Genomic DNA, 26,057 nt, shown 5'->3' on the forward strand with positions numbered 1-26,057 from the left:
GGGTGAAGTGAAGACGCGATTCATCGCGTCTCTACAAAATGGTTTGTTTGCCGCATTATTTTTGATAATTAGTATTAAATTTGCTTGTTCGCTTTTATTAGTTGATATTGTTATTCGGCTGAATGGCAACCTGTACTTGCAAGTTAGTTAAGTTTGCAACTTGTTTGCTAGCTTGGGGATCGAGTGCAATTCTCACTTCAACAACTTTGCGATCGAGGTTTTCTCCAGGTTCGCCGCTAGTGACTTCTTGTTGGATCACCTGTAGTCCAATCAGCCGAACGGTTCCGCGCAACTGTTGGGAGAACGACTCACTCGAAATCGTTGCCTGTTGACCTTCACGAACTTTGCCAATATCAGTTTCATATATCTCTGCGATCGCTTCCATCGAACTGGTTTGTCCGAGTTCGGCAATGCCTTTCTCACCAACGACTTCTCCGGGTTTGGCCTTAATATCGAGAATGCGACCCGCTATAGGTGCGCGGATATAAACTTCAGCGAGATCGGCTTCAGCCTTTTTGGCTGCGGCGATCGCTTTATTAACCTCGGCCTCAGCTGCTTGCACGTCTACCGGACGTACCTCAGCAATCTTATTTAGGTTGGCCTTAGCTTGCTCGATTTGCTGCCGTAGGGTATCTACACTCTTATTCTGGTTAGCTCTAGCTTCGGTAAGCTGTGCTTGCGCTGTTTCTAGAGCAAGTTGTTTTCGATCTACTTCCACAGCAGAAATCGCGCCGTTTTGGTAAAGCGAGGAATAACGATTATACTCACTATTGGCAGTTTTAACTTCGGCTTGCCAGCGAGAGATAGTGGCATCTCTAGTAGATATTTCGCCTTTTAACTCTTCTTCAAGGCGATCGATTTCAGCTTTTTGGGCGGCAATCTCTCCAGATTTGGCGCCAGCTTGCACCTTGGCTAACTCTGCTTGGGATACTTTGACTTGTGCTTGTGCTTCCAGTAGAGCATTTTGCAGCCGATCGCGCGAATCCATAATTGCAATTACTTGACCGGCTTTAACGCTACCGCCCCGCTGTACGAGTAGTTCGGCTACGCGATCGTTGCTTAAGGTAGCAGGTACGGATACTTTAATGACTTCCGTTGCTGGTTCTATCCGTCCTAAAGCAGTAATTTCCTCAATCTTTGGTCTGGGTTGCACAACTTCAACAGGTTTGCTGGTTGGTTTTGATTGAGAAACACCGTAGAAAGCGATAATTCCTGTAAGAGCAGTACCAGCCACAACTACACCCAGCATCCATTGTGTTGAAGGTTTTGAGAGCGATTGTAAATTCATGTCAATCCTTCAAATTTCAGCGAGGACTTTAGTAAAATTGTCCTTGGTCATTAGTCATTTGTCCTTTGTAAATACGAATGCCAAATGACGAATGACAAATAACTAATGACAAATAACTAATGACAAATGACAAATGACGAATGACAAATGACGAATGACAAATGACAAATGACCAATGACAAATGACAAATGACATTTCTTATGTTTTGACGGCAAAAGTTAAACTACAAGAGATGTCAGGCTTGCCCAATCTTGAGGCTTTAAGAATACTTCGTATAACTCGGCTTCTGGGGTGTTTGGTTCGGGTTGATAGCCGTATTCCCAACGCACTAACGGAGGTAAAGACATCAAAATCGACTCTGTGCGCCCGTTAGTTTGCAGTCCGAAAATCGTGCCGCGATCGTAAACTAAATTGAATTCAACGTAGCGTCCGCGCCGATATAATTGAAAATTACGTTGGCGATCGCTATACTCCATTGACTGCCGCCGCTTGACAATTGGCGTGTAAGCAGGTAGAAAAGCTTTACCGCAATCTTGTGCGAATGCAAATAATTCTTCCCAATTGCGGGTTGCTGGGATGCCAACGCGATCGCTGTTATATGCGGCTGTTCCTTTGGGATCGGGGCCTCGATAAAGCTGACCTTGACCGTCCTGATAGTCAAAAAAGATGCCGCCAATGCCGCGCATTTCTTGACGGTGTTTGAGATAAAAATACTCGTCGCACCAAGGTTTAAACACTGGATAATATTCGGGATCGTGCGCGTCACAAGCTTGTTTTAATGTGTAATGAAAATGAGCTGCATCTTCAGCAAACGGATAGTAAGGCGTTAAATCGATGCCGCCGCCAAACCACCAAACCGGGCCAGCTTCAAAGTAGCGGTAGTTGAGATGAACCGTTGGCACGTAAGGATTGCGCGGATGCAATACCATTGAAGTTCCGGTGGCATAAAACTTATGTCCATTAGCCTCTGGACGTTGTGCCAAGATTGAAGGCGGTAAATGAGAACCCCAGACTTCAGAGAAATTAACTCCACCTTGCTCGAATACTGCACCGTCGCGGATGACGCGCGATCGCCCGCCACCTCCTTCGGGTCGTTCCCATGCATCTTCAGCAAACGTGCCTTCGCCATCTAGCTGTTGCAAACCCTGACAGATTTCGTCTTGCAGCTGTCGCATGAACTGGCTCACCCTAGTCTTGGCATCAACTGGGGGTAGAAATTTTGATTGATTTGCTTGAGGAGTTAAAGTAGTTTTCATGAGAGCAACCTATTTTTTTATTTCCTAATAGCGAATATTTTGAAAGTTTGTAGTGGTTCCAATACGGTTCAGTTAAGGTGTTTATTCCTCGAAGATCCCCCCAACCCCCCTTAAAAAGGGGGGCTTATAAACCTCTTTTACCCCTTTTTTAAGGGGGTCGCCGTAGGCGGGGGGATCTTAACCGAACTATATTGGTAGTGGTTCTTATCTGGAATAACTGGCTTGATACTTCCGCAGCCATTTCGATTTAGCTACAACTGAAGCACGTTGATACAATTGATATACGCAGCCTTTGAAAACAGTGAAGTTTCTCAAAAATTTACTGCCCCAACACAGGCAAAAACTTGCGAATTAATCCGATTATTACTTCCGGCACTTCCAGTTCTGGATTCAACCCTACATTTTCTAGTTCGATAAATGCTTGAATTGCTTGTGGATTTAGATTTGCAAGGCGACGCCCTACGTCCGGCCCTGTAAACTTCGCTGGGCTTGGCATGTCTTCTCGATGAACTCAATTAGCATCGCGATGTAGTCGTTTGGCAGATAACTTTGTTCGGGACGATCCGATCGCCCCCAGCCAATCAAGTCGGGTGCCAACACTCTATAATCTCCTGCAAATGCTGGATACACCTTCGACCACCCGTAGGCAGATGCTCCACCTCCAATACCGTGGAAGAATATCAAAGTTTCGCGTAACGTGCCCGATGGCGTATCGCCCACTCCATCGGTTGCCCAAAGTTCACCTTGGTTAGTGTAATAGGCCATCTTTCCCAAGCTAATTAAAACGGAGCGTTGAACAAAACCGAGTGGAATGAACATGATAAATTCTTCCTCTAGATGAACGACATGAAATCGAAACTAGAAAGTTTAATTGCCAAGTTTTGCTAACCAACGGGCTGCATCTTTGGCGTGATAGGTGAGAATCAAGTCAGCGCCAGCCCGTTTAAAACCAGTCAATGTTTCCATTACCACCCGTTCTTCGTCAATCCAACCGTTGAGGGCAGCAGCTTTAACCATCGAGTATTCGCCAGAAACGTTGTAAGCAGCAACGGGTAGATTACTTGCTTCCTTGACGCGCCAGATAATATCCATGTAGGCCAAGGCGGGCTTGACCATTAACATATCTGCACCTTCGGTAATGTCGAGTTCGATTTCTTTTAAGGCTTCACGACCGTTACCAAAGTCCATTTGGTAGGTTCTGCGATCGCCAAATTGTGGTGTAGACTCAGCAGCATCTCGGAAAGGCCCGTAGTAAGCCGAAGCATACTTGGCGGCATAAGATAATATCGGCGTATCTTGATAACCCGCTTCATCTAAACCCGAACGAATGGCTTGCACGAAACCATCCATCATTCCCGAAGGCGCGATGATATCTACGCCAGCTTTGACTTGCGAAACTGCCGTTTTTTTCAGCAATTCCAGTGTCGGATCGTTGAGAACGCGCCCAGTTAAATCACCTACTTCTAAATAACCGCAGTGTCCGTGAGTAGTGTATTCGCACAGACAGGTATCGGCAATGACGATTAATTCTGGGACTGCTTGTTTGACGGCGGTGGCAGCTTGCTGCACGATGCCGCAATCGTGCCAACCGCCTGTTGCGTCTAAATCCTTGCCTTCAGGAATGCCAAATAAAATAATCGCTGGAATGCCGAGGTCGTATACTTCCTTCGCTTCTTCGACGATTTTATCTACAGAAAGTTGGTAAACTCCTGGCATGGATTTAATTTCGTTGGCGATCGCCTTACCCGGTACGGCAAAAAGCGGGTAGATTAAATCGCTGGTTGTCAGTACATTTTCGCGCACCATCCGCCGCAATTGGGGATGGCTTCTCAGCCGACGCGGGCGATGAATTGGAAACATAATATTAAAAAGGGTAAAGGGTAAAGGGTAAGGGGTAAAGGGGAAAGCAGCGAGCGAAAAAATCTTTACCCTTTTAATCGTATTTTTCTGTCTCCTCCCTGCCTACTTAGTTGCAAGCCCTTAACTTCGCTGGACTGTCTGGAAAATTTCAGTCAAAATCTCTGTTGCTCCTTGTTGCCGCAAGTTATGAGCTAATTGAATACCTAAATTTTCCGCTTCGCTAGCAGTGCCCGTGACAGAATCTTTTACTAGACGTTTGCCATCGACGCTGGCGACTAATCCTGTTAATGTAAGATTATTCTCGTCTAGTTGCGTATTAACACCGATTGGTACTTGGCAACCGCCTTCTAGTTCTCGCAAGAAGGCACGCTCGGCTAAAACGCGATCGCGGGTGGGAACGTGTTCGATTGCTTTGAGTAATGACAGTACTTGCAAATCCTCAGCGCGGCATTCAATCCCTAAAGCTCCCTGTCCGACGGCATAAAGAGAAAGTTCGGTGGGCAGAATTTGATGAATGCGATCGCTCATTCCCAATCGTTGCAATCCTGCTGCTGCCAAAATTAGCGCATCGTATTCTCCATCATCCAACTTTGCCAAGCGCGTATTTAAGTTGCCGCGCACGTCCTTAAAAGTAAAGTGGGGGAAGTGATAACGCAATTGTGCAAGGCGGCGTAGGGAAGAAGTACCGATAACTGTGCCTTCTGGCAGGCTATCGATTTGCTTATCTTTGTGTTTTTCATGCACAACTAAAGCATCTGCCGGGTTTTCCCCTTCTGTTACGGCTGCTAACGCTAACCCCTCTGGCAAACAAGTCGGCAGATCCTTGAGAGAGTGAACTGCAAAGTCAATCTCCTGGTTGAGCATTCCTAATTCGAGTTCTTTGGTGAATAGTCCCTTATCGCCAATCTTGGCTAACGCCACATCCAAGATGTTATCGCCTTGGGTAGACATAGTGTGGACTTCAAAGGAAATATCGGGAAAGTGCTTTTGGAGTTGTTCTCGAACCCAGTAAGTTTGCACGAGTGCGAGTTGGCTTTTCCGAGAACCGATGCGGATGGTGCGAACCGGAGTCGAGATGTGAGATGAAGCGGGTTGAACTGAAGTCATAACTTTTAGTTGAGATCGTTTGACGAGTAGCTGAGTTGTTTGACTGTCTCGAAAAAGAAAGCAACATTCTCTTCGGGAGTGTTCTGTAAAATCCCGTGACCGAGATTGAGGATGTGCTTTCGGTTCCCCGCTTTGCGAATCGTGTCGAGAATGCGATCGCGGATCAGTTCTTTAGTACCAAACAACACGCACGGATCGATATTTCCTTGGACTCCAATATTTGCACCAAGTCGTTGCCGCGCTACTGCCATATCTACAGTCCAGTCTACGCTAATGATATCAACACCCGATTGCGCCATTAACTCTAAAATGCCAGCACTGTTGTTGATATACAAAATCAGGGGTGTATCCGGGTGCGTTGCCTTAACCTGTTGCACGACTCGTTGCAGATAAGGTAGGGAAAACGTCTGAAAATCTTCAGGGCTTAGTTGTCCCGCCCAAGAATCAAACAGTTGCACGACTTGGGCACCGGCATCAATTTGGTAACGGGCGTAAACTGCGATCGCATCTGCCAGTTTCCCTAAGAATTGATGCAGCATTGCAGGTTCGCAAAAAGCCATCTTCTTAATAATGGCGTAGTCTTTCGAGCTTTTACCTTCAATTGCATAAGCAGCTAATGTCCAAGGTGCGCCCACAAACCCCAAAACGGTAGCTTGAGTGTTAACTTCTTGGCGTAGCGTCCTCAGAATTTGCTGCACGAAGGGTAAAGAAGCTTCGGGTTCAAGGGCAGTCAGCGCCTCAATTTGTGCTGGCGTGCGGATTGGTCGCTCGAATATCGGCCCTTTACTTTCAAGAATATCAAACGAGATACCCATACCAGGCAACGGCGTGAGGATATCGGAAAACATAATCACCCCGTCGGGTTGGAAGGCATGGAAAGGTTGCAGCGAGATTTCCACGGCCAGATCGGGGTTTTCGGAGCGATCGCGAAACGAAGGATACTTCTGACGCAAATCTCGATAAACTTTCATGTAGCGACCTGCTTGGCGCATCACCCATACTGGAGGGCGATCGAGTACCTCACCTCGCGCAGCTTGCAGTAACGTATAATTTCCCATGTATTTCTCCCTGGATTTAATAATTGTCATTTCAAGACCGAGTATGCACAATTGCCTTCAAAAATTTGTCATTGGCAACAAATAATCCAATCTTGTGGGGTTGTCAACTTCAGCTTAAACGCTTGTCCCACATACGCTTTACCCCCCTTAATCCCCCCTTATAAAGGGGGAAAAAGAAATCCAGTTCCCTCCCCTTGTAAAGGCTACGGTGTACACACAAGTTTGCCCAGAGCGAGCTTCCAGCCAAAAAAGGTGGATTCAAATTGCTCAAGTCCGCGGCTCAAAGTAGTAATACCGGGAGGTTTTTGGGATTTGTAACCAGACCAACCACCAAGCCGAGCGATAATCCAAGTCGCCCAAGCAAGAGTTGAAGGAGGATAGGGATTTTGTTGCAGTCGAGTTTTACCTTCTAAAGTAGGAGCAATAGTAGATAAATATTGCTGTTGCTCATGAGAAAAAGCAATATTTGCCGGTAAATCAGGATGATCCCGTCCACCAATCAGTTGTAAAATTCGCACAGCAACAGACAAGGCTAATATAGTTAATCGTTGAATGGCGGTAACCGACTCTAATTGGGTGGCTTCGAGATTTAATCCGGCAGTTTTGAGTGTGGCAAACAGTTGTTCAATTCGCCATCGCCATGTGTACCATCGAATCACCTGTAGTGCTTGTTCTAAACAAACGACTTGGTGGGTAGTGAGTAATCGCCAATGAATCGGTGCTTGACCTGATGGTGGGTTGACTTCAACTGCTTCCACTGCGTAAAGTGTCACACTAGGGGGATAATCTTGCCCATTCAACTTATCTGGACGTTGAATTTTCACTACCGCACGGCGAACAATTAATAATGCCTCCCTTGCTGTTCTACTTTGGCGTGCATCTGACGGCACATTGACTGTATAAGTACCCTCACTGGGCTGTTCATTTAAGTATGTATAAAGTGATTGGGTTTTTCCCACAAGGCGACGGTCAATGCGCGCTCTCACCAACACATGATTGTCTTGATTTGGGACTGTAGCAAATTCCTCATACATATCGCTTTCGCGGTCGGCGATGTGAGTCACTATTTTGGCATTGCCAATAGTTAAACATCTTTGCGTTTCTTCGGCAGAACGTAGCCACTTGTATGATTCTTTCTTTTCTATTGGTAATCGGCTGTAATTGCGCTCATGCTTATCCTGATGGTTAATATCTCTCGTCCACAGTTGTACTGTACTTATCCCCAAGGGAAATCCATTTGCTGCATCTAATACTAGTGTTGGATGAATATAAAATCCTACATCCGTGTTGTTTCCGACTACACCGACACCCTTTGCTTTCAACCTGCCTACATGAGACTGCAAGTTAATTTCGCTTGTATCACTGATAGCTAATATATGCTTTCCTTCTACATGAGTTACGCATTCGTCTGATAGGCTTCGCACTAATTCCCCTACTGTCACATTCTCATTCTCCAAAAACCGATAGTATCCTACTTGTTCGGCTCTATTTTTACTTATTTGGCGAATGCTCACTGATTGATTTTTTCCCAAAGCTTCGTACAATGCTGCCCCCTTTTAGAGAGTCGCGGGTCTCCAAATGCTTTTCCCTCAACTGCTTGCGCGTGTCTTTTGATTGGATTTTCCATCACCTTTTTCTCCCCACAACTCCTTCCCTTATTACTTTACTTGGACTTGTGTGTACACCGTAGCTTGTAAAGGGGAGGGTTAGGGTGGGGTGACACCAATGCATCTTGCCCGCCCTAGTTATGCAAACTCTAAATTTAGTTCTTCAATAAAACAGAAGAAGGTTGGATTAAATTTCCGTTCGAGTTGTTTGATGGGTTTCGATCGGGTTTCATACCCCATCCCATCGCCAAACATTTTTGCCGAAGTTTGCGATAAGCAATAGATAAGTTATCGCAAGGAACGTGAACTTCGTCTGACAACTTATCTGGGACTGCCATCGGATATTCAGACTCCACAACTCCCTTATCTTCCATCACAACTTTGTAAGCTGCCCGTTGAAAGATGCCATCAGCCCAAGGGAAAGTTAAAAAACTGCGGAACTGAATTCGCTTAGTAATGGTGGTGCGATCGTCAACAGGAACGTGAACAGTAAAATTAACTAGCTTGCCACGACCGAAGTCAACCACTAAGCGCGTGATATTGGGCATATAAAAGCCTAGAGTCACCTTTACATTGGCTTTCAATGGGCGAAAGACAAAGGCGAAAATGTCTTTGGCTTTGGTATAATCTCGGACATTAACTTTAGCGTGACCTTCCCACTCCCCTATATTCAACTCGTAATCTTCCATTTTTTGCTCTAATGCAAACCCATTCCCGAAAGACTTGGAATGAATAATAGATACGTGAGACATATCCATATCATTCTCTAGCGTGCGGGTGTAGTGAGCGTTCAGTTCGTATTCAAAGAAAATTTTCTGTAGCCTTGGGTCTTCAAATTCTGGCAATGGTGGGATTGGCGGACGTTCTTGTTCTGGTAAATCACCATAAAATAGCCAGATAAAACCGTATTTTTCCTGTGTTGGATAGCTATCTACACGAGCATTCTTAGGAATAGGAATTCCGGGTTGATTAGCAGGAATGTTAATACATCTTCCATCTGCTTGAAACTTCCAGGCATGATAGGGACAATAGACACAATCATCTTTTACCCAACCGAGAGATAAGGCAGCGCCACGATGGGGACACCGATCTTGTAAAGCGATTAGTTGTCCTTTAGCGTTACGGTAGAAGACAAATTTCTGATTTAATATCCGAACTTGCTTGGGCTTTGTGGTAACGGCGGCGCTGAACTCACAAGCGTACCAGAAGTTTTTTAACATACTTGCTTCCTGCTATTGCTATTAAGAATCATGGAGTTTCTTAAGTTACGCTTTGAGCAATAACTTCTTCAACTTTTGCATGGACTTCAATACTTTCAAGTCTCATTTGAGCAACTTTGACATTTTCAAGATTCACTTGACCAAGATTGATGTTTTTTGCTGCTATCTCTATGGTGCTGATTGATAAAGAGGATGTTTGGGCAACAACATTAGATTGCACCTCTTTTGTATCTAGATTAAACAACACTTGTAGAACCTGGAGGACAAGACGTTGAGCTTCCAAATCTCGCTGCGTCCGCAATTGCACCATTGGTTCGTGGAGAATTTTGTTGATAATCCTTTGAGTTAGGGCTTCGACGGCTTCTTGATGTTTTTTAGCAAAATCAGACCCCATACGCGACAAAGCTTTTTCTAACTCTTGTTCGCGAATTTTTTCCATTTTGTCTCGCAAACAGCTAATAATGGAAACAGTTTCTCGCGATCGCAACCAAGTTTGAAATGCTTCTAAATCCTCTTGGATTAATGCTTGCGCCTCTATTGCCATTTGCCTGCGACTTTCTTGATTCTGGGCAACAACGGTTTTTAAATCATCAACATTAAACACCCGAACGTGAGGCAACTCATTAACGTCGGCATCAACGTTACGAGGCACTGAAATATCAACCAGCATCAAAGGCTGTTCGGGTTGCAATGCAGCTTTGAGTTTAGCTCTATCAAGCAAAGGTTCAACTGAAGCAGTGCTAGTAAAAACCAAATCTGAAGCTGCCACTAATGACATCAATTCAGCAAGCGGATAATATTGCACTCCAGCATCACTAAATTGATTCGCCAATTCCTGAGCGCGTTCGACGGAACGATTGACAATGGAAATTTGAGTTGCGCCTTTAGCGATGAGATGTTGTACCAGTCGCCGAGCCATGTTACCAGCACCGACAATTGTCACTCGACAAGCCGATAACTTCTCTACTTTGATTTGGGCTAATTCTACTGCCGCAGAGCTAACCGAAACCGCACCCGTACCAATTGATGTCTGCGTTCTCACCCGCTTTGCAGTGGTAACAGCTTGCTTGAACAACTGATTGAGGATGCGTTCGCCTTGATTGTGTTGCTGAACTAATTGGTAGGCGTGTTTAACTTGAGCCAGAATTTGTCCTTCTCCCAACACCAAGCTATCTAAACCAGAAGCAACTTGCATCAAATGTTTAACAGCATCTTGCTGTAGCAGAGTAAACAAGTATTGATGTAAGTCTGAAAAAGGCAGTTTACTGTACTCGCAAAGAAACTCCGTCACCTCAGCAGCTGCTCGGTCTATCTTGTTGACAACTACGTAAATTTCTAAACGATTGCAAGTGCTAAGAATAGCAGCTTCTTCAATGTGAGAGTATTTACACAGTTGGGCGATCGCGTTTTCAATTTGCTCCTCTGGAATACTCAGTTTTTCCCGAATTTCAACTGGAGCTGTTTTATGACTAAGACCTACAAGTGCAATATTCATGTTTCCTCTTTTGAAGTTTGTCCTCTTCTAGAGCCTCGGTCAAGTAATATGGATGGTGAATTAGAGTTGATTTTAAACAAGATGATTGAGAAGTGACTTATACTGCGATCGCAGATTTTGTAGCAACTTCCTTAACAAATTGGTTTTCCGGTTGGGCAATCTGTTCGTATTCAAAAAAGCCAGAGTTAAATGTCCCTTTGGGATCGTACTTCTTTTTAATTTCATTAACTTTTGGCCAGTAATCGCCAAATTGGCTTTGCCACTGTTGAATAGTAAAATCTATCCAGCAAGTTAAATATCTTTTTCCACCCATTTCTAAACTCAGATTACTCAGCTTTTTCAATTCAGCTAAGATGGGTTGAACTTGCGATTTTGGAATGCTGGGATAAATTCCAAACCCAATAATCAGTTCTTCCTCTTTTGGTAAACGAAACATCGGCATCTTATTATTGCGATTTACCAAGCAAAAGCAGCCCATCTGCGCTTTACTAATATCGAGAAAAGAAGGCAACTGTTTGAGAGCCGTTTCGATGTAATTTTTAGCAGATGAGGCCGGAAGAAAAACATCCATCCAAGGGTGAGCAATATCCTTGCTATCTACTTGAATCATCGGTTCGATGAATTTTTCAAATCCCAAGTCTTCAGTATGGATATGACGGTAAAAATTTAAGCCAGCAAAGATTTCTTTATCATCAATAACGTCAAGACAATTTGCTTCAACAGTAATCCGCAACGTGTAAAACCATTGAATCAAAGGTTGCATTATTCCTGTTACTCTAGATACTCCTTGCAAACAGGGAACTGGGAAAGATACGAGATGATCTACTCTTTGTTCGGTTACTAAAACCCGTTTGTCATGCAAAAGAGCATCTAGGTTGTCATAGAACAGTAAATAAGTGCGAGTTTGAGAGGGGAAAATTCTAAGTTTGTGCTGAACTTGGGTAATAATTCCAAACTGACCGTAACCGCAAAGTACGTGATTAAAAAGTTCGCTGTTTTCTTCAGGCGAACACCAGAGAATCTCGCCTTCTGCGGTTACAACTTCTACACCAAGACAATTATCAGCTTGATTTCCATAAAGAAAAGAGGCTGCACCTATACCACCCGCAGAATGAGTTCCTCCTACAGAAACACCAAAATAATTGGTTAATACAGGAGGAACTAAACCATCAGGGATACAAGCATCAATTACTTGATTCCAAGAAGTCCCCGCATCAGCTTTAAACCAAAGTTGCTCTTTTTGAATATCTCGAATTTTATCGAGATTCTTTATATTTAAAACGATTCCATCTTGGTTTAAAGACTGACCACCTAAGGAATGTCCCGCAGCACGTGAAGAAACTACTAATCCTTTTTGAGCGGCATATTTAACAGTTTGGGCAATATCGTTAGCGTTTTGAGGAGTGACAACAACTTGGGGAGACTTTTGGAATATACCACCAAAATCTTGAGAAACTTCTGTCAAAATTTCTGAAGCGTTGCTGACTTCACCTGCAATCAAATGCTTGAGGTCTTGAATGATGCCATTCATAAAAGTTACGATCCTTTAGAAAGAGACGTTTTTAAAAGATTTATCCCAATCTGCAAGATTTTAGGAGTCAAGCGAATCAAATCGAGAATATGAGAGAATAAGCTGGGTGATTTTTGTGGCTTTACTTCTAACCCTTTGGCAGGTCTTTCATATTTGAACATACAAACGCAGTCACCATCTGCCTGTTTACTAATAATTGCGGCTTTCATCCCAGGAAATGCTCTCCTGGTTGCTTCTTGTTCCATCTCACAAATAACTCGGCAAGGGCTTTCAAGCCCATATTCTTTGGCAATTGTAAGAACCGGACAAACTCGTTGAATTTCTAGTGCAGCATCTTTTCCTGGTTGGGAAATATCTACGACTTGCATTTTGAAGCCCATGATCCGAAAGATCGGAATTGCATCGGTAAAGCCTTTGGCTATGGTGGTATTATCGATGAAAGCACCCATGAAAGCCTTTTGATGAGCGGGGTAGGCTAACATCATTTGTTCAAAAGCTGCATCTTCTCCAATTTCATCTGCCAGCTTTTTGTAGGCTGCAAATCGATTCCTAAACATACTCACTGCTTTGGAAGAATCCATTTGCATCACATCATTCATGGTAATGTCGCCAATACCTATAACGTTGTCCATTGGCACTTCTCCGTATTTTTTTACTAATTTGAATGACTTGGAAAAACGAGGTAATCAATGGGCGATCGCTGCTATATTGGAGATAGCGATCGCCATCAACTCTTTTGCTCATAAATTCTTCCGATTGACTACATAACTTGTCAATCAAATCTTTGGTATCCTGCTCAAAGATGGAGTTTATTATCCTGACTAATTCAGGGCTAGCATGTCCTTGGCGATTCAGGACTAGCATGAATAGAACTCCATAAGTATAGTAAAACGAGCGTCAACGCTAGATATCTGCTAAAAAACATACACAGGAATACAATGTCAACTTCCCGCAGTTGTTCAATGGAGAAATAACTCAACCATTGAATTGGTAAAAATTTGGTAATTTCAGTTTTGAAGTTGACGACTTCAGTTGAGTTAGACCCACGAAATGATTTGTTAATTTTTAGCCAAATACTCGTCGGCAATTTTTCCATAAACACCTTGTAACTTCCTGTTTATAGGCTATCTCTAAATAAATGTGAAGAGTAAAAATTAGGCGCTTCTTATACCATTTCACTCAATTTTCGATCCAAATTACTTTTCTTATTTCCCTGCAATCTGTATCAATCTTCAGGTGAAACGGCATTAGGATTTGGGTAGCCATGTTTTCAAATCTGCTGTTAACGCCTTTACCAAGAAGGGGAAAAGGGGGAAAGGGCACAAATAAAGAACTTTTCTCCACAAGGTATAGAGCAAGTGTTTTTAAATAGGTCGAACAAAAAAGAAGATTGAGCAGACACGTAGTGCGTTCGCCCTTGGCGTCTCGCAGAGAGAAAAATCAGTGTCTATATTTGAAACCCCTGCTTTTAAAAGGGCAGGAGTTTCCTTTCCCCTTTCCCCTTTACCCCTTTCCCTTTCTTCATACCCACTCTTGGGGATTTCTCAGTACCTCCAGAAGTTTTGCCTCTTCGCTATCAGCAGCGGGTTGGTCGTTATACTTCCAAAACGCTTCTCCAGGCATACAATTGAGGACACTTTGGGTACTCACGATGCCGCTTGCCAATCCGAATCGAACACCTCTATCATGCAGAAGAATAAATTCGGCATAACGTCCGCGTCTGATGCGCTGCCAATATTTTTGCTCTTCCGTAAACTCTATATCCTTACGTTGTTTGACAATCGGAAAATAGGCAGGAATGAAAGCTTCAGAACAAGTTTTTACAAAGGAAAGTAGAGTTTCGGCATCGGAATGTTGTAAATTGTCAAAGAAAATTCCACCTACACCTCTACACTCACTGCGATGAGGAAGATAAAAGTATTCATCACACCACTTTTTCAAGCGTGGATAGAGTTCTGCATCGTGCTGGTCGCAAGCTGCTTTATGTACTTGATGAAAATGAACTGCGTCTTCTTCAAATAAGTAAATTGGTGTTAAATCACCTCCACCGCCAAACCACCAAGAACCAAGTTCAGTACCATCACCCAATTGAAAGTACCGATAGTTAACGTGTGCTGTCGGCACCATTGGATTATATGCATTAATCACAACACTGGTACTCGTAGCGAAGAAAGAAGTACCTTTTTCATCTGGGGTTATAGTTGTTGGGTCAGCCATCACAACATCCGATCCTCGAAAGGTGACACCAGGAGGTAACTCACCCTGCATTGATACGTAGTTGATACCTACTTTTTCAAATACATTACCGCTCCGCAGCGACTTGTCGATATAGATAGCACCGTTACTGTTTTCACCTTGTACCCATTGCCCTATTTCATCTCTTGTCCAGCGTTGTTCGTGAAGTTTACTTCCATCTATTTCCTCAATAGCTTCGCAAACATTATCGAACATATCTAACAAAAAACTTTCAACTCTATTACTAATTGGTGGTTGCTTGACTGCTGGATTTTCAAGAATTTGAACCATGACGATGACCTCGTTGTGACTAAATAATTATTTCCGAAGAAATTTTGGAATCTATAAAAATTGGCAGTTACTTCTCAAGTTGTCAGCTTGGAGTTTCATTGATTAAGTATGTTTGCTTTGTAGCAAAATCTGGAAAGAAAAGAGCTAGCCTTTCGCGTTAATTACTTTTAGGTTTCGCATTACCTAAATCTTTTCGTAATCTATTTTTTTCCGTTAGCCAAATTTTTACTAGTGAAGATTTAGAATTTTAGGAAAATTATAAAGAAATTATTAAGAAGTAATTGCCTAGTTGGCAGAAGAAAAACAGGATAACTTCAATAACCGTAACTAGTCACACTTAAAATCAATTGTTTGGTAAAATTTTAACTTAACTAAACAATAAGTTATTTTTAGCTAATTTTTAACTTAAACATAATCAATATGTCATTCTTTAGATAGAAGACAAAACATTGTTACCGATGATTTACGCTTGTACTAATTTTTTCGCTTTTTCAATATTTAGGAAATTCCAGAAAATAAAATATACAACTTGCTAGAATAATAATCATTTAAACAGGCGAGATACACTGTATTTTTGGTAAATAGACCTGCCTTGAAAATAGGGACTGGAAACTAGGAAAGTAATTAGTGAAAATTATTCAATATAAAAATAGCTCTAAAACAAACATACCGTAAGGAGTCATGCTTGTTTTTGGGTAAAATCATGGTCATCATTTACCGTTAGCACTTGATTTATACCACCACGAGTAAATGAGCCAATATTAACTTAAATGTAAAATACCTGATTTATCTAAAGCTTATTTTCTTGATGTCCTATAGCTAATTGCTCAAAAACTACGTCACTTTCTTTCGGGTACTTTTTTGAGGTTGCATTTTAGCAGTTTTCTTGAGGCAATATCCTAAATCATTTAACTTGACACGAATTGTTTCTGAAGTTGGCAATTCTCGATCGCTATAACCAAACTTTTCAATTAACTGATGTCTCACTTCACCAGCAGAAAGGCGTGTATACACTCGTTCGCCTTTAAAATCTGGATCTATTTGCCTTTGCGAATCGGCAATTTTTTTGATATCTTCTAAAAGATTTGGGAGTTTTGCTTCTGCTTTACTACGTCCTCTATTTCGATAGTTATCCACGCAAGTAATACTAGTAGTTAATTCTTTAATTCCTTTACTAATAGTTACGCGATTCCATCCTAACTCTCGCTCCGCTAGAGATTGTCCTCCGTATCCTAATGCCACTACTGTTTGTGCTATAAATTTACGTTTATCTGCACCTTTTAATTGCCGTGCAGTTTCCTTCAACAACTTTTTCAGTGAATCCGTTAATTGTATAGGCATCTCTGTTCACCCAAAAATCCAATCATCATTGAATTTACTACAAAAAGGGAGGGAGAGATTAGCGATCGCCAATCTCTCCCTGTTTTTTCAGAATGATTATTATATTTGTATATTTTATTTTCTGGAATTTCTAGAAAAATACTTGTAGTGTTGTTACTACTAAATAACTTTTTTCTTAACTTCACTAGTCTTTACTGGTGAAATTTTTCAGAAAACTTACCCTAGATCACAAAGGACTTTTGAACTTTCGTTTTTGTAACCTGGATGTATAAGGAGGAGCAAGAGGCATATACGGTGATTAAAGGTAGTATGCCGAAAGCGCTTAAGTTTCGGTTTAAAGCGCTCTGTGCACAATATGGATTAAAGATGAGTGAAGTCTTGGAAGTATTAATTAGCGAATGGGTAAAGGCTGATGGGCCAACTTCTTCTTTCACGACTGACACCTTAGATGAAGACCGAGACAATATCACGCATATCAAGGCATACATTCCCTCGTCTCTGAAGATACAATTTAAAGTTCTTTGTGCCCAAAGAGAGGTTATGCAACGCTTTATCCTCTACAACCTTATTCGTGAATGGGTAGAAACAACCCATGAAAGAAATTTGCCATGAATCTATTATTTCGTTCAACTAACATCGACAAACCTAACAAAAGTAAGGAATTAAGTCTAAAGAGCAGTAATCCCTTTATCCAACTGATATTTAACAGGGACACTATATCTGAGACTCGCAAGCTTCTAGATAGAGCTATAGTATCTGCTGCCAAAGATACATTACCAAACTGCAAGCCACCTGCCTTAACTCCCTCTCATTGGATCTGGCAACTTGCCGCTTCCTACCATTTAACTCACTCTACTGGGCTATTAATGGAAGAAGCAGCTCGGCGCTTTGCTAGATTGGGACGCTGGAGTTTAGCACAGTGGGCAGCAGAAAAAGCTCGTGAAGAACAAGGTCACGATCGCCTCGCCTTGCTTGATATTCAGTCGATGGGATATGATGCGGAAGCTGTAGTAAAAACACTTGTTTCTCCGAGTGCTATGGCTTTGCTGAGTTTCTTCACTCAGAGCGTACAAGCAGCAGATCCAATTAGTTGCGTTGGGTATTGCTATACGATGGAACGTCTAGCAATGAATATTAAAGCAGAGCATATCCAACTGGTGGAAGCGATACTACCACCTAATACCTATGCTACTCGCTGCCTGCGAATGCACAGTTGTTTAGGTAGTGACGTAAAGCATGTGGAGGAGACAGTTCAAATAGTGGCAGCACTAACTTCAGAGGAGCGCACTAACATAACTGTCGCCTGCTATGAAACTGCACTGTTGTACTTCAACTCGCTTAAGGAGAAGTATATACCAGAAGTGGAATTACAGCAGATATTGAATCAGTTCAAATTAGACGCTTGTAGTAAGAATAATTCTATTCCTGAATACATTTGCTAATGTAAATATCGCTAAACAATGATTAATTTGTTGGCGTTGCAGAGAAAGCGGGATGATTTAGTATAAAATCTCTTTGCCTGCTTTCCCTGTACAAAAACTGCTTGCCAGAATTTATCCATTTGTTGTAGAACGCCAATTTGTTTAACCAATTCTTAATCACATACTTCAAACAACCTGAGGAAAATACAATGAACGTCGCAATCACAAGCATTGGGCAGCAACTTTTCGGCTGGAAATCTTTCGGCTACTTCTTGAAGCACAACATCAAGACTTGGTTTCAAATTCCGAATGACGACGAAATTGAACTCGAAAACTTTTTGAAAGATCAATTCGACCAAGGACTATTTTTTAATATTCCTTCCTCTTTCTAAGCTCTCATGAGAGTTAAGATCGAGCGTATTTTGTCAATCAGTCAAAATACTCTCTAGGCCTCAGTAGAGCGAAAATAGCGATCGCTTGGGCGCGGGCATTCCGCGCCATCACTCAGTTATTAAAGCAAATAATATATAAGTTTTTCATCTTATTTAGGTGATTATCTAATTTCAGAGCGTCACCTAAATAATTACTAGATGTTAACGCACTATTTACAGTTTTTTAACCTCTCTTTATACAACCATAGCTATATTGCGATTGGTAAGTTTTACTGAATTACTGTAACTTTAACAGAGACAATTGTAGTTTGTTTAAACAAATAAATAGTAACAAATGAAGAAGTCTGATTTTCTCAGGGCTATTCTACCTATTGCTGTACCAACAGCAATATCTTTCACTCTGCTTAATTATCTACAAAAGCCACTAACAGCACAACCCTCAAGCGTTCATCTAAGAATGGGCAATCCTAGTAATGCTGGCAGTAGTTACAGTAATCTTTTGTTGAGCAAATCTCAATACGCAGTTTCTTACAATTGCTATAGAGGGACACCAAATTGGGTAAGTTGGCAGCTAAACACATCATGGCTAGGAAGCGCACCTCGCCAAGATGATTTTCGTGCAGATACTACATTACCTTCAAGCTGCTACCGAGTCACTTCTTCCGATTACACTGGTAGCGGTTTTGATAGGGGACACATGACTGCTTCAGCAGATAGGACAAATACAGTTACCAATAACTCTGCTACTTTTTTAATGACGAATATAATTCCTCAGTCACCTGATAATAATCAGGGGCCTTGGGCTGCACTAGAAAACTATTCTAGAGACTTAGTAAACCAGGGGAAAGAACTCTATATTATTTCAGGCTCCTATGGCACTGGTGGAACTGGGTCGAATGGAACAAAAAACACAATTGCTAATGGTAACGTTACAGTTCCGACTAGAACGTGGAAGGTTATTGTAGTATTAAATTCATCAAATTCTGATGCTAGCAGCGTTACTAATAACACAAGAGTAATTGCAGTGAATATGCCTAATTCACAGGGAATTAGAAATAATAACTGGACAAACTACAGAGTTAGTGTTGATTCCATTGAAACAAATACTGGTTACAATTTGCTCTCTAATGTTTCTTCGTCTGTTCAAAGTGTAATCGAGTCTAGAGTTGACAATTTGTAAGGATACTTACTTCACTTAAAACTTAAAGCCTATCTGCAAATTATAGATAGGCTGATGTTTGATTCGTTAGGTTTCTACAACTTTTGTCGAAATTCCGCCTAAATCTTTATCTGAAGTTTTACCAACAATATAGACATCAATACTGATCGTACCTATGCAATAAACCTTGATATTAGTGAGGCAATCTCTTAGTTTTTTGACAAGTGATTTAAACTTTGGCACATTTTGTCGTTGTATTTCATCGTGCCATTCTTTTTCTTGGGCACAGTTCCGAAAAAAATAATCTAGTTCTACTTCTTCAACTGATGTTTCTTGAGGATGTCCTGTTAACTGGAGAAGTTTTTGATTTGTCAAAGGTTCTTGCGCTTGATTAGACCACAAAAAAGCTTCAAAAGGATACTCTGATTCACTTATCATTAACAAACCATCAAAGGCTTGTTTAAGTTTTTCCGTAATCTCGTTAGTCATAAAATTTATTTATGGTTATGAGCATTGATTTTTGAGTTAGATAATTGACAAAGACTGTCTAGAAAACATCATCTCACAACTTCCCGCAATCGCTCTCTTGCATTCCTTCGGAGATGAAATCACTCAAATACTACTGTTCTATTCCCATATACTAATACACGATTTTGTAAATGCGATCGCACTGCTCTGGCTAATACAATTCTCTCCAAATCTTTGCCTTTTCTTACCAAATCATCAACTTCATCACGGTGGGTAACTCGCACTACATCTTGTTCAATAATTGGGCCTGCATCTAAATCAGCTGTGGCGTAATGAGCAGTTGCACCAATAATTTTCACACCACGTTCAAAAGCTCGGTGATAGGGATTTGCTCCGATAAAAGCTGGTAAAAATGAGTGATGTATATTAATAATTTGTGGGAATTGATTAATAAAATTTGCACTAACAATCTGCATATATTTCGCCAATACAACTAAATCTATTTTGTACTGGCGGAGTAATTCTAGTTGTTGGGCTTCTTGTTCTGATTTATTATCTTTAGTAATGGGAATGTGCTGAAAGTCAATATTAAATTGTTCTGCCACTACCTTTAAATTAGAATGATTACTAATAATCAAAGGAATTTCAGCAACAAATTCTTTAGCACGTTGTCGCCAAATTAAATCAAATAGACAATGGTCTTGCCGACTTACCCAAATAGCAATGTGTGGTACTGTATCAGAAAAACGTAATTTCCATTTAGCATCTAAAGGTTGGGCGATCGCATTAAATGCAGGGGCAATAAATTCTCGCGGTAAATTGAACCCATCTAACTGCCATTCAATCCGGGTGAGGAATAACCCAGCAGCAAAATCTGTATGCTGATCTGCGTGAATAATATTACCACCGTTAGAATAGATGAAATTAGCAAATTTCGCCACCAGTCCCCTTCGATCGGGGCAGGAAATCAGCAATGTTGCTGTGGGATTTGTCATAGTAACTTAGAAAAACTAGTCAGATTTGAAGTAGAGTAGCACAGATGTGCTAACCCATTGTGCGTTACCGAAACATACCACAGAAACCGTAATTGCTTATTTACTATTTGTCGGAGTTGGTAAAGGAGTGCTGAGTCCAGGTAGCTTCTGACTATTATCTACAGGTTGTTTCCACTCTGATAGTTCCCGATTTACGGCATTGGCAAAATCTGTAGATACTAACAGCACATTTATATTTCCATCGGGTTTAGGAGTAGGGTCAGCTTGAGCATACAATAAACGACCGTTAAAGTTAGATTTACCCAAAATCAACTGATGGCTTTGTCGGTTTTTCAGGGTGATATTAATAGTTGCTTGGGGTGGATCTAAGGCAAATTCTCTAAGCTGTTTTGCTGAAGTTGATAAAGTACGCTCGCTATTACCCTTGACCAACAAATCCATTAAATAAGAAACAATAGCATCATTTGCTGGCCCCGATATTGGAGATTTGATTAACCACTTGGGTTTACTAGAAGATTCAGGGTTACGTTCCAGATTCAGGGTAAGTTTTTTTGTCTTGACTGTTAAAGACTGCACATCATCTTCTCCAAAAGAGAAAATTTTCTGCTTTTGCTCCTTGATTTCTTCGCGCACAGTTGCACCTCGAATTTCATGGAAGTAAACAAAACCACCTAAACCCAGCGCTAGCAGTATCAAAATTAAAGTCGTTCGTGGCAATTTCATTTTTTAGTCATTTGTCACTTGTACTGAGCGAAGCCGTTGGCGCAGCCTCTCGTAGAGAAGTATTTGTCACTTGTACTGAGCGAAGCCGTTGGCGCAGCCTCTCGTAGAGAAGTATTTGTCATTGGTAAAGAGTTAATATTTATAACTCCTAACTCTTGTACAGACGCGATTAATCGCGTCTCTTCTTACCGTCGTTTCCACCAAATAATAACTGCGATCGCAAACCCAATTAAGGGTAAAACTAACAGAGATGACAATATTAAAAGATTAGCTTGTGTGGTTGTCAGGGTTATTCGCCGATTTTTCGGTTCTTTGGGACGAATGGAAAGGGGTTGCTGATCTTGTTGACTCAGCCAAGTAACTGAGTTGAGGAATACATCTCCATTTAATTGCTGTTGAAACAAACCATCAGTGGCGAAATCGGAATTTCCTAAAACTACTAACCGGGACTCGGTAGCTGTTTGAGATGAGGCAGCAGAGGAAGGAGGGGCAGGGGAGGCAGAGGGGGCAGGGGAAGTAGGGGGAGTGGGAGAAGTCTTGCTTTGAGTAGTTGGTGATGGTAAGGGTAAGGCTTGCGGAGTCTTGGAAGAAGGGGAAGGAGTCGGGCTAGTCTTGCTTTGAGTTGTTGGCGATGGTAAGGGTAAGGCTTGCGGAGTCTTGGAAGAAGGGGAAGGAGTCGGGCTAGTCTTGCTTTGAGTTGTTGGTGATGGTAGAGGTGAAGGTGTGGGTGAAACTTGGGGAGTGGAAGCAGATTTGGGTGTTTGTTTTCTTGTTAAAGCAACGCCCAAGGTTAAAGGCCCTTTCAGGTCTTTATCTGCATTAAACTCTAATTTTTCGCTTTGGAGGTCGCTTTCTGCCCAACTGCTGGGGTAGGGTTTGGTTCGTAACAGTGGAGTAGCCTGAACACCAGGCACAGAGGTAATTTCCAGTGGTCGCGCAATCGGATAAAAAGAATTACCGTTACCGAAATCTTTGGTAATCGGATGTTGTCCATATTCTGTGACTAAGGGCGCAGCAGGGCCAAGTCCCACAACGCTTTCGCCAGAGACATCGACTGCTAAACGATTATCCAGACGAACACCCCACTCTTGTAGCAAGCTATTAAGTTTGGGATCGGTATTAGGATCGATCATCAGCAGTAAGTTACCGCCGCGATTAAGGTAGTCTTGCAAAGCTTTGACTTCACCCTCAAACAGCCCTCGTTTGGGGCCAGCTACTATCACTACAGCCGCATCTTGAGGAACTTTGGAAGTTTCTCCTAAATTCAGGGGTGATGTTGTGAAATTTTTGTCGCCTAATCCTTGAACTGCTTGTGATATTGCATCTTTACCAGGCGAAAGTTGGCGTTCGCCATGACCTTGGAGGAAGTAAACTTTAGCTGTGGTTGAATTTGTTAATTGTTGTAGGCGACTAGTTAATCTAATTTCTGACAATCGCTCATTTTCATTTATTGTTTGTACTAATTGCCGTTTATCGCCAGATTCTAAATAAACTTCTCCATAATCTTTGACGCCAAACTTTTCTGCAAGTCCTGGTCTAGCTTGGGGGTCGATATACTCGTATTTAAATTTTGAGCTTTGGCGTTGATAATTTTCTAGTAGTTCTCTATCTTGGGGATTTTGGTTAATATCAAATACCCATACTTTCACTGGCTGTGGTAAAACCCTTACTAATTCACGTGATTGGGGTGCGAGGGTAAATAATTGAGCCTCTGTTAAGTCTGCTCGTAAGTGATAGCGAGTTCCCAAAAAGTTAATCAATCCCAAAATTGCTAATATTGCCAGAGTTGCCACTAGGGCATTAGTCCCAGCTTGGGTAGAACGACGATTCCACCAGTTACTCTGGTAGCTTTGCCATATTATCCCCAACCCACTAATAACAATTCCTGTAATCAGAAATACTAATGGAATTAGTCCCCACTGGTCAGAGACTAACCCAGCTGTTAAGCCGACAGTAATTAGGAATGGGCCTAACCAAAACAGATATTTCCACAGTTTCTTTTTTGCAACTATCTTCATATTTGTCATTTGTCATTTGTCATTGGTCATTGGTCATTTGTCATTTGTCATTTGTCATTGGTTATTGGTCATTTGTCTAAAAATAGTGACAATTTAAAATATATCGACGAAAATTGAGTGGATAAAAATAAGTAATACAAGTGCATGAATGGCAACAAGGCGTTTCCAAGAATTACAGGTTTATCAATTATCAGAACAACTAGCAGATGACATTTGGAAAATTGTTGAAGGATGGAATTTTTTTGCAAAAGATACAATTGGTAAACAGATTGTACGTTCGGCAGACAGTATCGGTGCCAATATAGCAGAAGGTGTAGGAAGAGGTAGTTTTCAAGAAAATAGACGTTTTATAAAAATAGCAAGAGGCTCTTTGAATGAAACTCAACATTGGTTAAGACGCGCTTACACTCGTAAATTATTAACTACCGAACAGATAAATGCAATCAAAACAATTATTAACGAACTAGCACCCAAATTAAACTCCTACCTAAACTCAATTGGCAATGTCCCAGATGACGAATAACAAATGATAAAGGACAAATGACAAATGACTATTGCCTTTGAAAACGCAGTGCATCAATTGATTGAGCTGTAAGAAAGATGCCAAAAAAAATGTAACTGGCGAATAAAATTAAAGCGCTAGTATCAAAAATGCCTTGGATTAATGTGTTGTAATGTTTCAGCAACGATAGATAACCTAAAGCTTCACCGACGGGGCCAGGGACAATTTTGGCGATTAAATCAATCAATAACAATAATAAGATGACTGCAAAGGTAAGAACGGCAGATAAAATTGTGCTGTCTGTTAATGAGGAAATAAACATTCCTACAGATAAAATTGCTGCTGCTAGTAAGATTAATCCAATATGACCCAGTAAGGGAATTGAGGGCGTCATTGGTGGATTTGAGCCGCTGATGGCGATCGCTTCCAACACTAGCATGGGTACAACCATTGTGATAAAAAATGTTACTACGCCTAATAATTTACCTACAGCTACCGCCCAATTGGTGATTGGTGAGGTGGCTAAAAGTTCTAAAGTACCGCGCTTCCGTTCTTCGGCATAGAGTCCCATTGAAAGTATGGGCAGGATAAATAACAATAGCCATCCCATGCGATCTAAAAATGCTCGGACAAATTCGTAGGGGACATCTATTGGTGGTGTTGGCACTCCCAGCTGTTGCCCTTGTGCATCTATTGCCGCGACTCCTACTAAAATGCCATCTGGCCCTAGCAAAATCATCACGAAGAATAACCCGGCGATCAACCAAAATATGCCTGCGATCGCATAAGCCAAAGGTGATACAAAATAACTCTGTAACTCTCGGCGATAAATGGCAATAATATTACTCAGCACTATACCCATTTACGCTGCTCCTTCTTTGTCTGCTGCTAAGTCTACCTCAGGATCGAAATTTTTTTCTTCTGTGGTTAGTTGCAAGAATACGTCTTCTAAGGTGGCGTTAACCCGCCGCAGTTCATGTAAACCAAATCCCGCACGCACTAATGTTGTGGCAATATCGCGTCCTGGTTCTTTTCCTGGTTGCGATATTACCCGCAGGTAAGCGCGATTTGACTGGGGTTGATGACCTCCAGCTATAGGAATTGATTCAACCAAACTCACACCCGCAACTTTTTGCAATACCTGTTTCGCTAAGGCGGCTTCTCCTTCTATTTCCAACTCATACCCAGAACCACCTGTCAACTGAGTCATCAGGTTTTCTGGTGTATTAGTTGCCACCACTTTACCGCGATTGATGATGGCGACGCGGCTACAAGTCATACTCACTTCTGGCAAAATATGCGTGGAAAGAATAATTGTGTGAGTACCAGCGAGGCTTTTGATTAAATTCCGCACCTCAATTATTTGTCGGGGATCGAGTCCAACGGTGGGTTCATCCAAAATGATTGCTGGGGGATCGTGAACGATCGCTTGAGCAATTCCTACCCGTTGGCGGTATCCTTTAGAGAGTTTGCGAATAATTACTCGCCGCTTATCTTCCAAGTTGCAGCGTTCGATGGCGGCTAATACCTTGTTGGGGCGATCGCCTGCTGGAACTCCCTTAATTCGGGCGACAAAATGCAAAAATCCCTCCACCGTCATGTCTGGATATAATGGCGGTGTTTCCGGTAAATAACCAATGCGTTGGCGCACAGCCAAAGAATTCTCATGGACATCATAACCAGCAATTCGAGCATTTCCATTGGTTGCCGGTAAATAACCAGCCAGAATCCGCATGGTTGTGGTTTTTCCAGCGCCATTGGGGCCCAACAACCCTAAAATCTCCCCAGGTTCGACGCTAAAGGTGACATCAGTAATTGCTGGGGTAGAGCCGTATATTTTACTCAGATGTTCAACTTCAATCATCCGTATAGTGGCGATCGCAAATTTATAGAATACCCAATAATCTTAGATCGCAATATTGAGTATGGGGGACTGACACAAAGATTAGCTGACAATGGGTAAAGTTCCTGAAAAACCTCTTTAGGCACTTCCAAATAAAAAACATCCCAAACTTTCTTGTGGGATGGGTGTCCTCACCCGTCCCCTATAAGATGCCATTGGTGTCAAATTAAGCCATCAGCCCCTAAT

The 26,057-nt window shown here is 41.9% G+C and carries 23 protein-coding genes and 2 pseudogenes; 5 read left to right on the top strand and 20 right to left on the bottom strand.

Going from position 1 to position 26,057, the window contains the following annotated elements; translation table 11 throughout:
- Positions 1–97: 97 nt before the first annotated feature.
- The 14 genes and pseudogenes from ACR5KR_RS24400 to ACR5KR_RS24465 form a co-directional block, all read right to left on the bottom strand.
- Entirely contained in the window at positions 98–1,288 is a 1,191-nt protein-coding gene (locus ACR5KR_RS24400; RefSeq protein ID WP_448268318.1) for an ABC exporter membrane fusion protein, read from the bottom strand.
- Between the two features lie 219 nt (positions 1,289–1,507).
- Complete coding sequence (gene hemF / locus ACR5KR_RS24405; RefSeq protein ID WP_448268319.1) at positions 1,508–2,545, bottom strand: oxygen-dependent coproporphyrinogen oxidase; 1,038 nt, start codon at positions 2,543–2,545, stop codon at positions 1,508–1,510.
- Between the two features lie 319 nt (positions 2,546–2,864).
- Positions 2,865–3,364 (bottom strand): annotated as a pseudogene (locus ACR5KR_RS24410) (alpha/beta fold hydrolase).
- A gap of 48 nt (positions 3,365–3,412) precedes the next feature.
- Positions 3,413–4,405: a porphobilinogen synthase gene (gene hemB / locus ACR5KR_RS24415; protein ID WP_448268321.1), complete on the bottom strand. Its 993-nt coding sequence runs from the start codon at positions 4,403–4,405 to the stop codon at positions 3,413–3,415.
- A 120-nt stretch (positions 4,406–4,525) separates the two neighbouring features.
- Entirely contained in the window at positions 4,526–5,512 is a 987-nt protein-coding gene (gene hemC / locus ACR5KR_RS24420) for a hydroxymethylbilane synthase (protein WP_448268322.1), read from the bottom strand.
- A 5-nt stretch (positions 5,513–5,517) separates the two neighbouring features.
- A complete protein-coding gene (hemE, locus tag ACR5KR_RS24425; RefSeq protein ID WP_448268323.1) occupies positions 5,518–6,570 on the bottom strand; it encodes a uroporphyrinogen decarboxylase in 1,053 nt (350 codons plus the stop codon).
- 203 nt (positions 6,571–6,773) lie between these two features.
- Entirely contained in the window at positions 6,774–8,102 is a 1,329-nt protein-coding gene (locus ACR5KR_RS24430) for an IS4 family transposase (RefSeq protein WP_448270096.1), read from the bottom strand.
- Positions 8,103–8,332: 230 nt separating this feature from the next.
- A complete protein-coding gene (locus ACR5KR_RS24435; RefSeq protein WP_448268325.1) occupies positions 8,333–9,397 on the bottom strand; it encodes an aromatic ring-hydroxylating dioxygenase subunit alpha in 1,065 nt (354 codons plus the stop codon).
- 40 nt (positions 9,398–9,437) lie between these two features.
- Entirely contained in the window at positions 9,438–10,892 is a 1,455-nt protein-coding gene (locus tag ACR5KR_RS24440) for a glutamyl-tRNA reductase (RefSeq protein WP_448268326.1), read from the bottom strand.
- A 97-nt stretch (positions 10,893–10,989) separates the two neighbouring features.
- On the bottom strand, positions 10,990–12,423 hold the full coding sequence (locus tag ACR5KR_RS24445; RefSeq protein ID WP_448268327.1) for an FAD-binding protein: 1,434 nt from the start codon (positions 12,421–12,423) through the stop codon (positions 10,990–10,992).
- 5 nt (positions 12,424–12,428) lie between these two features.
- Complete coding sequence (locus ACR5KR_RS24450) at positions 12,429–13,055, bottom strand: L-2-amino-thiazoline-4-carboxylic acid hydrolase (protein WP_448268328.1); 627 nt, start codon at positions 13,053–13,055, stop codon at positions 12,429–12,431.
- On the bottom strand, positions 13,015–13,287 hold the full coding sequence (locus ACR5KR_RS24455; protein WP_448268329.1) for a hypothetical protein: 273 nt from the start codon (positions 13,285–13,287) through the stop codon (positions 13,015–13,017). Before ACR5KR_RS24455 ends, ACR5KR_RS24450 begins: the two co-directional genes overlap by 41 nt.
- Positions 13,288–13,944: 657 nt before the next feature.
- The gene (gene hemF / locus ACR5KR_RS24460; RefSeq protein ID WP_448268330.1) at positions 13,945–14,949 is read right to left on the bottom strand and encodes an oxygen-dependent coproporphyrinogen oxidase; all 1,005 of its coding nucleotides are present in this window, start codon (positions 14,947–14,949) and stop codon (positions 13,945–13,947) included.
- 641 nt (positions 14,950–15,590) lie between these two features.
- Positions 15,591–16,284: pseudogene (locus ACR5KR_RS24465) on the bottom strand (ISAzo13-like element transposase-related protein); the annotation flags it as partial.
- A 372-nt stretch (positions 16,285–16,656) separates the two neighbouring features.
- Between ACR5KR_RS24465 and ACR5KR_RS24470 the strand changes: the two are divergent.
- From ACR5KR_RS24470 to ACR5KR_RS24485, 4 genes are all read left to right on the top strand, one after another.
- Positions 16,657–16,902 carry a hypothetical protein gene (locus ACR5KR_RS24470; RefSeq protein WP_445630083.1) on the top strand — a complete coding sequence of 82 codons (246 nt, stop codon included), beginning with the start codon at positions 16,657–16,659 and terminating at the stop codon, positions 16,900–16,902.
- Positions 16,899–17,732, top strand: a complete 834-nt coding sequence (locus ACR5KR_RS24475; protein ID WP_445630082.1) for a hypothetical protein — start codon at positions 16,899–16,901, stop codon at positions 17,730–17,732. The genes ACR5KR_RS24470 and ACR5KR_RS24475 overlap by 4 nt, the downstream gene beginning before the upstream one ends.
- A 188-nt stretch (positions 17,733–17,920) precedes the next feature.
- Positions 17,921–18,103 (top strand): hypothetical protein, encoded by a 183-nt coding sequence (locus tag ACR5KR_RS24480; protein WP_448268331.1) that lies wholly within the window; start codon positions 17,921–17,923, stop codon positions 18,101–18,103.
- A 334-nt stretch (positions 18,104–18,437) separates the two neighbouring features.
- Positions 18,438–19,283 (top strand): DNA/RNA non-specific endonuclease, encoded by an 846-nt coding sequence (locus tag ACR5KR_RS24485; RefSeq protein WP_448268332.1) that lies wholly within the window; start codon positions 18,438–18,440, stop codon positions 19,281–19,283.
- A gap of 66 nt (positions 19,284–19,349) precedes the next feature.
- On the opposite strand, the gene ACR5KR_RS24490 is transcribed toward ACR5KR_RS24485, so the two are convergent.
- The 4 genes from ACR5KR_RS24490 to ACR5KR_RS24505 all read right to left on the bottom strand — a co-directional run bounded on the left by ACR5KR_RS24490 (position 19,350) and on the right by ACR5KR_RS24505 (position 23,466).
- Positions 19,350–19,751 (bottom strand): nuclease A inhibitor family protein, encoded by a 402-nt coding sequence (locus ACR5KR_RS24490; protein WP_445630079.1) that lies wholly within the window; start codon positions 19,749–19,751, stop codon positions 19,350–19,352.
- A 119-nt stretch (positions 19,752–19,870) separates the two neighbouring features.
- Positions 19,871–20,725: a formyltetrahydrofolate deformylase gene (gene purU / locus ACR5KR_RS24495; RefSeq protein WP_448268333.1), complete on the bottom strand. Its 855-nt coding sequence runs from the start codon at positions 20,723–20,725 to the stop codon at positions 19,871–19,873.
- 96 nt (positions 20,726–20,821) lie between these two features.
- The gene (locus tag ACR5KR_RS24500) at positions 20,822–21,448 is read right to left on the bottom strand and encodes a DUF4340 domain-containing protein (protein WP_448268334.1); all 627 of its coding nucleotides are present in this window, start codon (positions 21,446–21,448) and stop codon (positions 20,822–20,824) included.
- A 185-nt stretch (positions 21,449–21,633) separates the two neighbouring features.
- Positions 21,634–23,466: a GldG family protein gene (locus ACR5KR_RS24505; RefSeq protein WP_448270315.1), complete on the bottom strand. Its 1,833-nt coding sequence runs from the start codon at positions 23,464–23,466 to the stop codon at positions 21,634–21,636.
- Between the two features lie 148 nt (positions 23,467–23,614).
- Between ACR5KR_RS24505 and ACR5KR_RS24510 the strand changes: the two genes are divergently transcribed.
- Positions 23,615–23,989: a four helix bundle protein gene (locus ACR5KR_RS24510; protein WP_448268335.1), complete on the top strand. Its 375-nt coding sequence runs from the start codon at positions 23,615–23,617 to the stop codon at positions 23,987–23,989.
- A gap of 28 nt (positions 23,990–24,017) precedes the next feature.
- Here the strand turns inward: ACR5KR_RS24510 and ACR5KR_RS24515 are convergent, their stop codons facing one another.
- Positions 24,018–24,830, bottom strand: coding sequence for an ABC transporter permease (locus ACR5KR_RS24515; RefSeq protein WP_448268336.1), 813 nt, complete (start codon positions 24,828–24,830; stop codon positions 24,018–24,020).
- The gene (locus tag ACR5KR_RS24520; RefSeq protein ID WP_448268337.1) at positions 24,831–25,832 is read right to left on the bottom strand and encodes an ABC transporter ATP-binding protein; all 1,002 of its coding nucleotides are present in this window, start codon (positions 25,830–25,832) and stop codon (positions 24,831–24,833) included.
- Between the last annotated feature and the right edge of the window lie 225 nt (positions 25,833–26,057).

The sequence above is a fragment of the Nostoc sp. DSM 114159 genome (assembly GCF_053470285.1).

Excerpts from the sequence above, each read along its gene's own strand:
- ACR5KR_RS24400 (WP_448268318.1), bottom strand. The coding sequence starts at position 1,288 with ATGAATTTACAATCGCTCTCAAAACCTTCAACACAATGGATGCTGGGT.
- hemF (WP_448268319.1), bottom strand. The coding sequence starts at position 2,545 with ATGAAAACTACTTTAACTCCTCAAGCAAATCAATCAAAATTTCTACCC.
- hemB (WP_448268321.1), bottom strand. The coding sequence starts at position 4,405 with ATGTTTCCAATTCATCGCCCGCGTCGGCTGAGAAGCCATCCCCAATTG.
- hemC (WP_448268322.1), bottom strand. The coding sequence starts at position 5,512 with ATGACTTCAGTTCAACCCGCTTCATCTCACATCTCGACTCCGGTTCGC.
- hemE (WP_448268323.1), bottom strand. The coding sequence starts at position 6,570 with ATGGGAAATTATACGTTACTGCAAGCTGCGCGAGGTGAGGTACTCGAT.
- ACR5KR_RS24435 (WP_448268325.1), bottom strand. The coding sequence starts at position 9,397 with ATGTTAAAAAACTTCTGGTACGCTTGTGAGTTCAGCGCCGCCGTTACC.
- ACR5KR_RS24440 (WP_448268326.1), bottom strand. The coding sequence starts at position 10,892 with ATGAATATTGCACTTGTAGGTCTTAGTCATAAAACAGCTCCAGTTGAA.
- ACR5KR_RS24445 (WP_448268327.1), bottom strand. The coding sequence starts at position 12,423 with ATGAATGGCATCATTCAAGACCTCAAGCATTTGATTGCAGGTGAAGTC.
- ACR5KR_RS24450 (WP_448268328.1), bottom strand. The coding sequence starts at position 13,055 with ATGGACAACGTTATAGGTATTGGCGACATTACCATGAATGATGTGATG.
- ACR5KR_RS24455 (WP_448268329.1), bottom strand. The coding sequence starts at position 13,287 with ATGCTAGTCCTGAATCGCCAAGGACATGCTAGCCCTGAATTAGTCAGG.
- hemF (WP_448268330.1), bottom strand. The coding sequence starts at position 14,949 with ATGGTTCAAATTCTTGAAAATCCAGCAGTCAAGCAACCACCAATTAGT.
- ACR5KR_RS24470 (WP_445630083.1), top strand. The coding sequence starts at position 16,657 with ATGAGTGAAGTCTTGGAAGTATTAATTAGCGAATGGGTAAAGGCTGAT.
- ACR5KR_RS24475 (WP_445630082.1), top strand. The coding sequence starts at position 16,899 with ATGAATCTATTATTTCGTTCAACTAACATCGACAAACCTAACAAAAGT.
- ACR5KR_RS24480 (WP_448268331.1), top strand. The coding sequence starts at position 17,921 with ATGAACGTCGCAATCACAAGCATTGGGCAGCAACTTTTCGGCTGGAAA.
- ACR5KR_RS24485 (WP_448268332.1), top strand. The coding sequence starts at position 18,438 with ATGAAGAAGTCTGATTTTCTCAGGGCTATTCTACCTATTGCTGTACCA.
- ACR5KR_RS24490 (WP_445630079.1), bottom strand. The coding sequence starts at position 19,751 with ATGACTAACGAGATTACGGAAAAACTTAAACAAGCCTTTGATGGTTTG.
- purU (WP_448268333.1), bottom strand. The coding sequence starts at position 20,725 with ATGACAAATCCCACAGCAACATTGCTGATTTCCTGCCCCGATCGAAGG.
- ACR5KR_RS24500 (WP_448268334.1), bottom strand. The coding sequence starts at position 21,448 with ATGAAATTGCCACGAACGACTTTAATTTTGATACTGCTAGCGCTGGGT.
- ACR5KR_RS24505 (WP_448270315.1), bottom strand. The coding sequence starts at position 23,466 with ATGAAGATAGTTGCAAAAAAGAAACTGTGGAAATATCTGTTTTGGTTA.
- ACR5KR_RS24510 (WP_448268335.1), top strand. The coding sequence starts at position 23,615 with ATGGCAACAAGGCGTTTCCAAGAATTACAGGTTTATCAATTATCAGAA.
- ACR5KR_RS24515 (WP_448268336.1), bottom strand. The coding sequence starts at position 24,830 with ATGGGTATAGTGCTGAGTAATATTATTGCCATTTATCGCCGAGAGTTA.
- ACR5KR_RS24520 (WP_448268337.1), bottom strand. The coding sequence starts at position 25,832 with ATGATTGAAGTTGAACATCTGAGTAAAATATACGGCTCTACCCCAGCA.